We start from the raw sequence: 12509 nt of genomic DNA on the forward strand, positions 1-12509 counted from the left end.
TTCACGCTTCCTTGAGAAGGCTTGTACGGCCGCTGGAGGCGGGCTCGCGGATCGCGTCGCCCCCGCCGTGCCGCAGCTATCGTCCGAAGTCCCTGCCGGAACCGTCGACGGAGTCACCATGGAGCTGCGCCTGTTCGTGTTCCACCACGCGGGTGGATCGCACCTGATGTACCGCGACTGGCCTGAGCGGTTCCCGTCAAGCTGGGACGTACGGACACCGGACGCGCCGGGCCGCGGGCCCTGGGACGACCGTCCTCCGCTGGGTGAAGTGGGCGCGGTGGTGGACCACTTCCTGCACGAGCTGGGCGACGGACTCACGGGCCGTTTCGCCCTGTTCGGGCACAGCATGGGCGCTACCATCGCGTACGAGCTGACCCGGAGGCTGCTCGCTGAGGGCCGCACACCGCCCTTCTGGCTGGGGCTCTCGGCCAGCTCCGCGACCCGGCCCGCCGACACGGTCCAGCGCCACCTGCTCTCTGACGCCGCGCTGCGCCGCGAGATCGCGGCGATGGGCGGCACGCCCCCCGAGGTTCTGCAGGACCCGGGGCTGTGGGCCATTCTCGCCCCCACCATCCGGGGAGACCTGCGACTCGGGGAGACGTGGCGGCCCTCGCCCGACCCGCTGCCTCCGGCCGTGCCGCTCTCGGTGTTCGGCGGCAAGCGCGACACGGCGGTTCCGCCCGACCGGCTCACCGGCTGGTCCGAGCTGTGCGAGCGATTCGTCGGCTTCCACCTCTTCGACGGCGACCACTTCTACTTCCGGGACGACCCCACCGCCGTGATCGAGCGGATCGTCAAGGACGCGGGCCGTGCTCTCGCGCTCGCCGAGGCCGCCCCCGCGGTGCCGCGGTGACCCTCCTCGACCTCGGCTCCCCGGCCACGGTCACCGCGGGTACGCAGACCGAGTTCCGGCTGCTCGGCCCTGTGGCGGTCCACGACGGGCGGACGGGCGCCGCCATCGTGCCCTCCGGCTCCAAACAGCGTGCTCTGTTCTCCGCGTTCGTCATCCACGCCGGTGAGCTGCTCTCCACCGACCGGCTCGTCGAGGAGCTCTGGGGCAGCCGGCCTCCGTCGAATGCGGCGAACGCGCTGCAGGCGCATGTGGCCCGGCTGCGGCGGCTGCTGCCTGCCCCTGGCGGGCCGGGGGGCGGTCCCGGCCAGGAGTGGATCAGCACCCTGCCCACCGGCTATCTGCTCACCCTGGGCCGGGCCACCACCGACGTGCAGCGCTTCGAGCGCCTCTCGGCGCGGAGCCGGGCGGCGGCCCCGTCCGACCCCGCGCACGCCCTGGAACTCCTGCGCGACGCCCTGTCCTTGTGGCGCGGGCCCGCGCTCCAGGACAGCCGGTACGGGCCGATCTGCACCGCAGCCGCCGACCGTCTGGAGGAGAAGCGGCTCACCACGCTGGAGACGTTGTACGACGTGAGCCTGCGCTGCGCCCAGCACAGTGAGATAACGGGCGAACTGGAGCGGCTGACAGCCGACCATCCTCTGCGCGAGCGGTTCTACGACCTGCTGATGGTCGCGCTCTACCGCAGCGGCCGACAGGCCGAGGCACTGGGCGTGTACGAGCGGGCGCGCCTCCGGCTGGCGGGCGCCCTCGGCATCGGACCGGGCCCGGCCCTGCGCGGCCGGATGGAGGCGATCCTCAACCAGTCCCCCGGCCTGTCGGCACCGCGGTCCGTGCCCGCCCCCGCGCGGACCACCGCCTGGGCGGAGGCGCTCGACCTGGACGGTGAGATCGCCCGTCTGCGACAGCGCATTGACGAACTCAGCCAGGAGCAGGAGGCGTTGGTACGACGTTTCGACGCCGTGGCGGCCCTGCTCCCGAAGTCGTCGTAGCACCCCTCGCCGCGCCGCGAGGCTGCCCGCACCGGATACGGGCTGGGGCCTGCCGGAACTCCGCGCGGCGAAGGCTCCTTGGCCCGCAGGCCGGCGACGCCGTGGGCGCAGGCTCACCCGCACCAACTTCGGACGGCCGCCGCGCATACGCAATCGACCCCCGCGGTCCGTTCCACGGGGGTCCATCAAGGTCTGTATGTCCAAGAAGCTGGTGCTACGCGGCGTCAGTCAGGGCGGCGGGGACGGAAGGTGCGTCCGTGCGGTAGCGCGCCGCGTGGCCGGCCGGGACCAGCGCCGGCAGCAGGAACTCCCACAACGCGCCGACCCTGCGGCTGAGTTCGGGGAACGACATGCCGGTGCCCGCCAGTGCCACGATGCCGCACACCGCGGCGGAGAGCAGTGTCTCCGGCCCGTCGCCGGAGCCGTGGTCGACGACCTCCCCCGCCACCCGTGCCGGCCCGGCCAGCCGCATTACTTCGGTGATCCAGAGCTGGTGGAAGTCGGTGGCCGACGGCCGCCTCCCGGTGCGTTCGTTGGTGATGCGGAAGCCGGCCCGGACGACGGGGTCCTCGTGGAGGCCGCGCGCCAGCCAGTGCGTCATGTCGATCAGCGCCTGGACCGGCGGGACGCCGCGTTGCCACTGTTCCTGGACGAAGTCGCCGAGCATCGCGCGGCCCTGCTCCTGCACCGCGTCGGCCACCGCGTCCTTGGAACGGAAGTGGAGGTACAGCGCGCCCTTGGTCGTCCCCGCGGCCGCGGCGATCTGCAGCAGGGTCGCCTGGGCGAAGCCGTTCTCGTCAAACGTCCGTGCACCGGCGTGAACCAGCCTCCGGCGGGTCCGCTCCGACCTGGCCTGCATCCGGGACTCCTCTCCTTCCGTACGGGAATGCCGTGCTGACGGTGGGTCAGGTCAGCCGACGCGGCTGAGACGATCCTCGCTGACGGCGGCGGGCGTCTCCGGAGCGAGTTCGGGGCCGGACGTGAGGATCGACCGCTGCAGCCTGCGCAGTCCGACGGAAGGCTCCAGACCCAGGTCGCGCACCAGGGAGTTGCGCAGCCGCTGGTAGACGTCGAGCGCCTCACCGCGGCGCCCGGACCGGTGCAGCGCCAGCATGAACTGCCCGTGCAGGTTCTCGTGGGTGCGGTAGCGGCTGACCAGAACGGTCAGCTCACCCAGCAGTTCACGGTGCCGGCCCAGCCGCAGGTCCGCTTCGATGCGCTGGTAGAGGGCGCACAGCCGGGTCTCCTCAAGGCGCCGGATCTCCATCTCCAGCTGAGGTCCTGCCTGTACGTCGACCAGGGCGGAGCCGCTCCACAGCATGAGGGCCTCGCGGAGCTGGCGGCCCGCGGCCGAGAAGTCCTCGGCGTCCATGGCCCGGTATCCCACGCCGGACAGCCGCTCGAACTCGCGGACGTCACTGGTGCCGCCCGAGGTCTTGAGGAGGTAGCCGCCGGGCATGGTGACGAGTACGTCCTTGGCGGTGCGTGACTCGCTGCCCTGAGGGCCGCGCTCCAGCGCCACCGAGATCAGCTCCCGCAGCTGCAGGATGTACGTCTGCAGTGTCGTCCGCGCACTGCGCGGCGGCCGCTCGCCCCAGAGCTCCTCCATCAGCCACGCCATGGGCACCACCTGATCGGCGTGCAGCGCCAGCAGGGCCAGCACCTGCCGCGGCTTCGGCGCGGTCGGTGTCACCGAGATCCCGTTCTCCCTGACGGCCAATGCGCCCAGTACATCGATGTCCACGCCGTGTCCCCTGTTCGTGTATCGCGTATGAGTCATGAGCCGCTAGTCGTCCGAGGGTTGCGGCAGAACCGGTTCTCGGCACAGGACGAGTAAAAAACGGGGCGAGCGGTTTGTCAATACCAAACCGTTCGCGCTGTTTTTCTGGAACCCCACGGCACCTCAAGCGGGCCTACAGCCAGACCCGACGAACGCAGGACGCCGACCACCCCTTCAGCCGAACAGCCTGCACGTAGGCCCATTGCGGCACCCCGGAGGGATGGAAGCGGGACCTGCGTAGAGTCCGAAATCAACCGGCGCGGCGCCACCCGAAGGGGGGGTCGGCAGGGGTGAAGCGACCGGCCGAGCATCGAGCAACCTTTCGCCATCATGGAAACATACCGCTTCCCTGGTTTCTACTTGCCGTCTCGATGCTTGCCACAGCTTCGCTAGAAGTCCCGCAGTACGGCGTACTGAATGCGTAACACTGTCTCACTGGGCGCACGCTGCCTCTATGGGCACACGCTGTACGCATGCCCAGATATGCCGGGAATATCCCACTAGTTATGGGACATAGCTAGCTGACAAGTGGGCGCGGTCGAGTAAACAGGCCTAGAATGAAACCGCAAGGTTGGTTTAATATGTTCTCTCCTACCGTGAGGAGCCACCGGTGTTGAAACAGGAGCGCGCCGTGCGCACCCTGCGCTCACTCATCCACTCCGCCGCGGAGACGTTCCTGAGGCACGGATACGTCCAAGCGAAGCTGGCGGAGATCAGCACCGGTGCAGGAGTCAGCACGGGTGCCCTGCACTTCCACTTCGAGACCAAAGCCGCTTTGGCGTCAACAGTGCAGGACGCGGCGGCCGCGATTCTGCGCACGGCGGCCCGATCGGCGGCCTCGCAGCCCGGTACGAACGCTTTGCAGACGCTGACGAACACCTCGCACGTCTTGGCGGACACACTCCGGGACGACGTCGTGGCGCGCGCGGGCTTCCAGCTGAGCCGCGATGCGAGGTGCGAGACCGAGTGGGACGTGTGCCAGGAATGGCGGGAGTACGTCCAGCGGCTTCTCACGCAGGCCGCGGATGAGGGCGTACTCGTCGAGGACGCCGTCCCCGACGACGTGGCGGCCTCCATCGTGGCGACGACTACCGGTCTGGAACTGCTCGCCCGGGACGACGCCGGGTGGCTCTCGCACACGACACTGACCGACTTCTGGACGCTCGTCCTTCCCGCCCTGGCCACCCCGGCAGCCCTCGCCGTGCTGGAGCCGGCCGGCACACACTCCGGCGGGCGGGACCGGACACCTCCTGGCGGGCACGGGCCGGTGCGCCGCGCCCAGCTCACGGCGCGCAGGCCTGGCCTGTCCACCCGCCCGGTGCCCATTCACTGACCGGGCCTGCCACACCCCTCGCAGGCCCGGCACCGGGACGCAAACGCGCGGTCAAGGAGTCGGGGCCGAGGTCCCGGAGGCCACCAGGCCGTCGAGACAGGACGATTCCGCGAGCCTCGGCAGCAGCAGTCGCCAGAACCGGGTGAGCGGGGTGTGCGAGAGCCACCACTCGTCCTGGCGGCCCAGAGTCTCCAGCCCCGCGGTGACCGCCACGACAGCCGTCGCCGCGTCACGCGCCGAGGATTCCGCCGCCAGGGCGCCTTCCCCCTCGGCTCGCGTCAGCGCGTCTTCCACCCACTCCTGCCACCTTCCGCGCAGGCCCGCGCCCGCGCGCACGTGCTCAAGACTGTCGCCCAGCCCGAAACCGGCGCGCAGGACCACGTCGTGGTCAAGGGTCCTCACCAGGGCATGCGTGGCGTCGATGAGCGTCTGCAGAGCGCTGCCGGTCTGTTGCTGGGTGATCCGTTGGAGCCTTTGCGCCGCCGCTTGACCGACCGCGTCGGCCAGGGCGGCCTTGCTGGTGAAGTGGAAGTGCAGCGCACCGTTGCTCACCCCCGCCTGGGTGCTGATCGTGGACAGCGACGCATGCTCGTAGCCGTCCCGGTCGAACAGCTCGGCGGCGGACTCGATCAACGCGTTGCGCGTACGTACCGCGCGATCCTGTTTGGCCATCTAAGGGCTCCGGTGGTGCAGAGGGGGCATCGGCTACGGACTTCACGGCGGGACGGCCCGCGCGCTTCCCCCGTCCGGTCACTACCGTAACGACCTGCATACGCACAGCGACTATGGCCGTTTGGACGTCGTCCGCACAACCATGTTAACAAACCGCTTAGGCGGTTTCTACTGCGATGGGTTCGGATCCCAGCCATTACTGAATGCTTGGTGTCCAAAACGACGAACTCCGCAGCCCAATAAAGGCTGCGGAGTTCGTCTGTGCCGCGGGGCAACGGCCGGGTCAGCGCGTGGACGGGCCAAGGAGTACGGGAAGAGCGCCGTAGCCGTTGTTGACGAAGGTCGGCAAGGGCGCAACCTCGTCGAGCGAGCAGGCCAGCGTCATGTCCGGGAAGCGCTCGAAGAGCGCCGCCAGGGCGATGCACGCCTCCATCCGCGCCAGATTCGCTCCGACGCAGAAGTGCACGCCGTGCCCGAAAGCCAGATTGTCGCGATCGGTGCGCAGGACATCGAACACCGCAGCGCCGTCGCCGTATTGCTCAGGATCGAGACCGGGCGAGGCGAAAGAAACCAGGATGGGATCCCCCTTCTTGAGGGTGATGCCGTCGAGTTCGATGTCCTCCACCGCGAAGCGCAGCGGTATGTAGGCCGCCGGGTTGTGAACCCGCAAGGTTTCAGCGACCACGTCTTCCCAGCTCGCCCGGCCGGCGCGGACATGCTCCAGCTGTTCCGGTCGGGAGAGGAGTGCGGCAGTGGCGTTGCTGATCAAGGTGCTCGTGGTCTCCTGCCCCGCCCCGATCATGATGTTGAGGGTGCTCACCAACTCCTGCTCGGTGAGTCCTTCGCCCTGATCCCGGATGTCGAGCAGCACGGTCGTCAGGTCGTCCCCGGGCTCGTCTCGTTTGTGCGCCACCAGTTGGGCCACTGAAGCGAAGACCTGCATCTGAGCTTTGTAGATCTCCTCGCCCGACACCGAGGTGCTGACTGTCCGTTCGATCGCGGAGATCAACGGGCGCCGGGCGTCCTCGGGGACCCCGAAGAGCTCACAGATCACCTGCATCGGCAGTACCTTGGCGAACGTGGCACGCAGGTCGACCGGGTCTCCCGCCGGTGCGGCCGCGAGAGTGTCGAGCAGTGCGGCGGTGAGCTCTTCGACCCGAGGCCGCAGATCTTCGGTACGCCGTGCAGTGAACGCCCCCGAGATCATCCTCCGGAGTCTGGCGTGGCTCTCGCCGTAGGAGAACAGCATGTTCTCCGCCGACACCCAGTGGTAGAGCGGCCAGTCCTCTGCTATCTGCCCCTCGATCAGCGCGGGCCAGTGCAGTCGGGGAGCCCGGGAAACCCGCGAATCCATGAGCAGTTGCTTGACGTAGCGGTGGCGGGTGACGGCCCATGCGAGCACTCCGCCCGGCAACTCCACCTGCACGGCCGGCCCCTGAGCTCGGAGCTGTGCGGCTTCACCGGCCAGGTCCTGCCCCGAGACGTCCAGAGCGTACGGGCAAGCGGTCTTTTCCATCGGTGCACTCCCCAGAAGTTGGTCATTGCGCGGTGATTCGCGTTCCAACTGTGCATGTGGGAGGACTCCGTTCCCTCCCACTCCGATGAATCAGGGCTGAGTCATCGGATACTTGCTTCGGCCGTGGACGCTCCCGCCCCGTGGCGCAGCGCCATGGCCTCTTCATACACTTGGGCGCCCCGCTCCGGCCGGAAGTCCAGCTGGACAAGGACACCCGGAACCGCGACTGCTGTCATCAGGGTCCGGTAGAGATCGGAGACTCGCTCGGGCATGTCCTGGTGCTTGGTCATGATGTTCGACAGCACCTGGACGCCGGTGAAGCACCCTACGATCAGTTTGGCGAGGGCAGCCGGGTCGGTGTGGGGCAGGAGCTCTCCGTCAGCCTTCGCCTTCTCCAGGGCGATCACGCCCCGGTCCACCCAGGCCTGCATCGGGACACGCCTGTCCAGCCCGTCACGGTCCGCGCCCTGGTCCACAGTGAGACGGATGCTTCCGCGCACCATCGGATCGCCCGAATTGAGCAGGTGCGCGAGCAGGAGCGCCTCGTCCGCAGCCTGCTGCAGTGTCAGCTCCCGCGGCGGGACGGCCGGCATCGCCATGACCTGGCCTGCCAGCACTTCTTGGGCGAGTTCTTCCTTGGCTGCGAAATGGAAGTAAAGGGCACCCTTGGTCACCCCGGATCGCTTGAGGATCTCAGAGATGGTGGCAGCGTCGTATCCGACCTCGTCGAAGACCTCTGCTGCTGCGATGAGGATCTTCTCTCGAGTCCTGATAGCCCGTTCCTGCTGCGCCATAACACACCTCCGCACTCCCCCGAACGAAAAGAAACCGTAGGGTTCGTATGCTAACACATAGTTACTCTCCGTAGGCAGATGGAAGCGCATTCGGCGCTCTACGTATCGCGCGAGGTGCGCGAGGGTCCCGGCGAGGGGTGATCACCCGGTGAAACCGACCGACAGGACCCAATATAAAACCAGCGAACCGGTTTTTCAAGCCCTCCGGCAGGCAGCCTCAAGCCTTGCTCTATCACCGCCAGATCGGTGATAGAAGCACGTCACGCTCATGATTGCCCGGCAGTTGGCCCGGCTGTGACGCAACCGACAGGCGCCCGGCCCGGCGTCAGTCTGTTGTCAAGCCCTAGAGAATCTCTTGAATAAAAACCGGTTGGTACGTATCTTGTGAGGCCTGAGTTCCCATTGTTGGGTCCATTCACGGGGGAGAGTGCCGAGCATGGCTATGCTCACGTTCCAGAAGGAAACGCCCGTCGTCGTAGCTACGAAGACAGTCCCCATCACCTCAGCACCAAGTGATCCGGCTCGGTTCGGAAGCCGAGCCCTGGCTTCGGGCGAGCTGGCTCACCTGCTGTTCGACCAGCAGGACCGGGACCGCGTCCACGAGTCGTGGCGCAAGCTCATCAGTGGCAAGGAGTTCTCCTACCGCCCTGGCCTGCCTGCCGTGGCGCGGACCGCCCTGTCCTACGACCGTCTGCGTCTGGTCAACCACACCATCGACAACGCCGAGGCGCTCGCGTCCGACCCCCGGCGACTGGCCAGCCTGCACGAGTGGACCGGGTTCGTCGACAGCGGCCTGTGCACGTTGGCGAGCATCCACTACAACCTGTTCCTGGGCAGCGTCCTCGACCACGACGGCTACCGGCGCAATCTGTCCGAATACACCTCCATGCAGCGGACAGGAACGTTTCTGTGCACCGAGTTGGAGCACGGCAACGACGCCGCGGCGCTGCAGACCACCGCGACCCTCGACCCGGTGACCGGCGGCTTCCTCCTGCACACCCCCACCCCTGGCGCACGGAAGTTCATGCCGAACACCAGCATGACCGGCGGCCCCAAGAGCGCCCTGGTGGCCGCACGCCTGGTGATCGGGGAACAGGAGCACGGAGTGTTCCTGTTCCTGGTGCCGCTGAGTGACGAGACCGGCCCCCGGCCCGGGATCACGGTCGTCCCCCTGCCGGAGCGGATGGGAAGCCCCGTCGACCACTGCCTCACCTCCTTCGACCACGTACGGCTGCCTCCCGAGGCACTGCTGGAGGCCGAGCACGGGCAACTGGCCCCCGACGGAACGCTGAGCAGCAACGTGGGCAACCGGCGCAAGCGGTTCCTGCGCTCCATCAGCCGTGTCACCACGGGCAAGCTGTGCATGAGTGCGGCGGCCGTCGGCGCGGGCCGCACCGCCCTCGCGATCGCGGTGCGCTACGCCCACAGCCGCCACATCAGCGGCCCGAAAGCCGGCGAGCAGGTGCCACTGGTCGCGCACCGCAGCCACCATGCCAGGCTGCTCCATTCCCTCGCCACCGCCTACGCCATGACGTTTCTACATCGCTCGGCCGTTTCCGCATGGGCGGAGCACACCTCTGCGGACAGGGCGGACGCCGAGCGCCTGGTGGCCGTCGCCAAGGGCTGGACCACCTGGCAGGCGCGCAACATCATGATCGAATGCCGGGAGCGGTGCGGGGCCCAGGGTCTCTTCCACATCAATCGCCTGGCCGACCTGCAGGCCAACGTCGAAGGCACCATCACCGCCGAAGGCGACAACCTGGTCATCTGGGTGAAGGCTGCCGCAGAGATGATCTTCAGTCACCAGACGGACCGTCACAGCTTGTCGGACCGGCCCGCCGCCGAGCGGCAGCTGACCGATCTGGACTTCCTGCGCGGCCTTCTCGCCGAGGTGGAAGCGCTGTGGCAGACGCGAGCCCGCATCGCGGTGCGCCAGGGCCCGTTCGGCGACCCGATCGCGCGGTGGAACGAGACGTCCGGCCCCGCCCTGGAGATGGTCTCGGCACATGCGCGTCTGAAGGCGACCGACGCCTTCCTCGCCGCGGCCGAGCAGGCAACGGACTCCACGGCCCGCTTCCTTCTCGACCGTCTGTGCCGGCTGTTCCTCCTCCAGCAGCTCCGCGAGCACACTGGTGACCTGCTCGCCGAGGGGCACCTGACCATCCAGCACATACGCGAGTTCCCCAAGGCGATCGAGGCCGTCGTCGCCGACCTCGCCCCGCACATGCTGACCCTGGTGGACGCTTTCGACCTGCCGGACGAGATCCTCGCCTCGATCCCCATCGCCAGCGGCGCCGGTGTCGACCAGTACCTCGACCGGATGCCCGACAACGCCGAGCCGGTGCACGCCTGACCTCGATTCAGCAGCACGGGGCCGTCATCGGTCTGCCCGGCCGGATCTTTCCCGCCCCGGCCGGGCAGCGCCTACGCCCGGGGCGGAAGGCCCGCCCACCAGGCCGACGAACCGCATTCCGCCCCCACGCACGGACCAGGAGGCCGGCCGTACCGAGTGATGGGGCCGGTAACGGCAGTGTGCGGTGCGCGGCGACGAGGTGGCGTGTGCGACCAGACGACGCGCCACCCTCATCCGCTCCTCCCCCTCATGCGCCGTGTACAGGACGGGGGTTGTCGCTGCTTGGTCGTCGCTGGCGACGTTTCCGGGCCGGACTCGCTCCGGGCCCGGGCCAGCGGCGAAGACAAACATCCTGAGGACGACGAAGCGCCCGATGCCGGCGAGTCCGGAGGCCAAGAGGTAGACGATGGCCTCGCCCAGCACGCCGGGCGAGGCCGCGGCCAGGTGCAGAACAGCCATCGCGGCGCAGGTCACCACATAGGCGGCCACGGCCGAGCCGGCCGACTGCAGATGTTGGCGCCAGTCGGCGCTACGGCGGGCTCCAAAGGTGAAGCGGGCGTTGACCTCGGTGGCCAGGAGGGTCGACGCGGCGGTGACCAGCGCGTTCGCCACCGCCCAAGGCATCAGTAGGGCAACCAGTGCCACCGCGGCACTGGCAGCCACACCGATGCCGCCGTCGTAGAGCGCGAATCGGGCGAACGCGGCGAACGGGCCGGGCACCGCGGAAAGTTGGTGCGTTTCCGACGTCACCATCCGCCCCTCCCCTTCGATTCGCACGACGTACGTTACAAGGAACAGCGTACGGCTTGAGGAACACTGTTCGCAAGGACGCACATCGTTCAAGACTCCTTGGGGGCGCCGACCGCGGAAAGGAAGAGGGGGAATGAGTGCACCGTGCGTCCGCGGCCTGTTCGGACGGAGGTCGATACTGGGCGCGTACGGAGTGCACACTTTCAGTACCGCGGAGACCCACCGCGCGCCCCACGCCTCCATCGGCAACCCCAACTCGGAGCGAGCATGACGAAGCAGCAGGGCCGGGCGGCGAGGACGCGTGCTGTCCTCGTGGAGGCCGCGGCCACACACTTCGACCGCGAGGGATACGAGGGAACGTCCCTGGCCAAGGTGTGCGGGACCGCGGGCATTTCGCTGGGCGCCCTCACCTTCCACTTCCCGACCAAGGGGGAACTGGCCGACGCGGTGATGGACGAGGGCCGCGCACTCACACAGGCGGCGCTGCTTCAGGTCTCGGCCCGTCCCGGTCCCGCGCTGCGCAAGGTCGTCGAACTGACCCTTGAACTCACCCGTCTGCTGGAGGAGGAGACGTCCGTCCGCTGCGCGGTGCGGCTCACCAGGGAGCGGCCGGGCACCGGGGGCTGGTCGGACGTATGGCTCCCGGTTGTGAAACAACTCGTCGACCAGGCCCACGCCGACGGGCAGTTGCGGAGCGGAGCCGGGCCTGCGGAAGTCACGGTGCTGGTCCAGTACCTGACGGCGGGCGCGGAGGCGTTCCTGCGGACCCGTCCTGAGGCGGGAGCGGCAGCGCGGAGCGGTGTCGCCCAGCTCGAAAGCGTCTGGCGGCTGGCTCTGGCAGGGGTGGGCATGAGCGAGGAGGCCGGCACGGCCGGTGAGACCGGGCGGTCTTCGGGCGGCGGGCGGGCGGCGGCAATCCCGCTTTCCGGGCGGGCCGGTGAGGGTTCGTCGGAGGCCGACCCGGCCATCCGTTCCTGAGGACCGGTCCGTTGCGGCACTGGACGTGCTTCCCGGCCTCGGGAAGTAGGCAGGCCTGACCGCAGTCAGGCCTGCGCTGTGTACCAGGAGAACTCGCCAGTCACTCGACAAACAGACCGGTTACCCTTTATTTTGCGATGGAAGGTTTCCCCGAGCCGAGGACGGATTGCGCGCACGCCTCGGGGAACCGGCGGCGACAAAAGAAGAGCCGGTACCTGACACAGCACAGCAAGGCTCTGCGCGCCTGCAAGCCGCGGAGCGTCACTTCGCACGCCCGGGGGAAACGGCATGCACATCACCAAGGAACGTCCTCTCACGTCACAACCCGGTTCGCCGGCCACGGCCGTGCCCAGGACGAATGTTCATCCTCCGGTGATCTCCTGTGGGTTCCTGACCGGCTGACAGAGCGGGACTTGGACGGCTGCTCGACAAAGGCCGACATCGCTGCTTGCCGAGCAAGCTGACCCCGCCTCCTTCGGCACCACGCCGCA

General features: G+C 68.4%; 11 protein-coding genes. 5 read left to right on the forward strand and 6 right to left on the reverse strand.

From position 1 onward, the window contains the following. The first annotated feature begins 118 nt into the window (after positions 1-118). Together OHA17_RS41110 and OHA17_RS41115 are read left to right on the forward strand one after the other, a co-directional pair. Complete coding sequence (locus tag OHA17_RS41110) at positions 119-853, forward strand: alpha/beta fold hydrolase (protein WP_331721448.1); 735 nt, start codon at positions 119-121, stop codon at positions 851-853. Beyond that, positions 850-1842, forward strand: coding sequence for an AfsR/SARP family transcriptional regulator (locus OHA17_RS41115; protein ID WP_331721449.1), 993 nt, complete (start codon positions 850-852; stop codon positions 1840-1842). The genes OHA17_RS41110 and OHA17_RS41115 overlap by 4 nt, the downstream gene beginning before the upstream one ends. A 214-nt stretch (positions 1843-2056) precedes the next feature. Here OHA17_RS41115 and OHA17_RS41120 read toward each other — a convergent pair whose 3' ends face one another. Both OHA17_RS41120 and OHA17_RS41125 read right to left on the reverse strand, forming a co-directional pair. Then, entirely contained in the window at positions 2057-2701 is a 645-nt protein-coding gene (locus OHA17_RS41120; RefSeq protein WP_331721450.1) for a ScbR family autoregulator-binding transcription factor, read from the reverse strand. A 51-nt stretch (positions 2702-2752) separates the two neighbouring features. Then, complete coding sequence (locus tag OHA17_RS41125) at positions 2753-3586, reverse strand: AfsR/SARP family transcriptional regulator (RefSeq protein ID WP_331721582.1); 834 nt, start codon at positions 3584-3586, stop codon at positions 2753-2755. A 646-nt stretch (positions 3587-4232) separates the two neighbouring features. Between OHA17_RS41125 and OHA17_RS41130 the strand changes: the two genes are divergently transcribed. After that, positions 4233-4955 (forward strand): ScbR family autoregulator-binding transcription factor, encoded by a 723-nt coding sequence (locus tag OHA17_RS41130; RefSeq protein ID WP_331721451.1) that lies wholly within the window; start codon positions 4233-4235, stop codon positions 4953-4955. 51 nt (positions 4956-5006) lie between these two features. Here the strand turns inward: OHA17_RS41130 and OHA17_RS41135 are convergent, their stop codons facing one another. From OHA17_RS41135 to OHA17_RS41145, 3 genes are all read right to left on the reverse strand, one after another. After that, a complete protein-coding gene (locus tag OHA17_RS41135; RefSeq protein WP_331721452.1) occupies positions 5007-5627 on the reverse strand; it encodes a ScbR family autoregulator-binding transcription factor in 621 nt (206 codons plus the stop codon). A 283-nt stretch (positions 5628-5910) separates the two neighbouring features. Then, positions 5911-7143, reverse strand: a complete 1233-nt coding sequence (locus OHA17_RS41140; protein ID WP_331721453.1) for a cytochrome P450 — start codon at positions 7141-7143, stop codon at positions 5911-5913. A 101-nt stretch (positions 7144-7244) separates the two neighbouring features. Next, on the reverse strand, positions 7245-7937 hold the full coding sequence (locus OHA17_RS41145; protein WP_331721454.1) for a ScbR family autoregulator-binding transcription factor: 693 nt from the start codon (positions 7935-7937) through the stop codon (positions 7245-7247). A gap of 436 nt (positions 7938-8373) precedes the next feature. Between OHA17_RS41145 and OHA17_RS41150 the strand changes: the two genes are divergently transcribed. Next, positions 8374-10290, forward strand: coding sequence for an acyl-CoA dehydrogenase (locus tag OHA17_RS41150; protein ID WP_331721455.1), 1917 nt, complete (start codon positions 8374-8376; stop codon positions 10288-10290). Positions 10291-10314: 24 nt separating this feature from the next. Here the strand turns inward: OHA17_RS41150 and OHA17_RS41155 are convergent, their stop codons facing one another. Continuing rightward, positions 10315-11043 (reverse strand): GtrA family protein, encoded by a 729-nt coding sequence (locus OHA17_RS41155; RefSeq protein WP_331721456.1) that lies wholly within the window; start codon positions 11041-11043, stop codon positions 10315-10317. 264 nt (positions 11044-11307) lie between these two features. Here OHA17_RS41155 and OHA17_RS41160 point away from each other — a divergent pair, with 264 nt between their 5' ends. Further along, entirely contained in the window at positions 11308-12018 is a 711-nt protein-coding gene (locus OHA17_RS41160; RefSeq protein ID WP_331721457.1) for a TetR/AcrR family transcriptional regulator, read from the forward strand. Positions 12019-12509 lie beyond the last annotated feature (491 nt).

The organism is Streptomyces sp. NBC_00212, assembly GCF_045206365.1.
Taxonomy (GTDB): Bacteria; Actinomycetota; Actinomycetes; order Streptomycetales; family Streptomycetaceae; genus Streptomyces.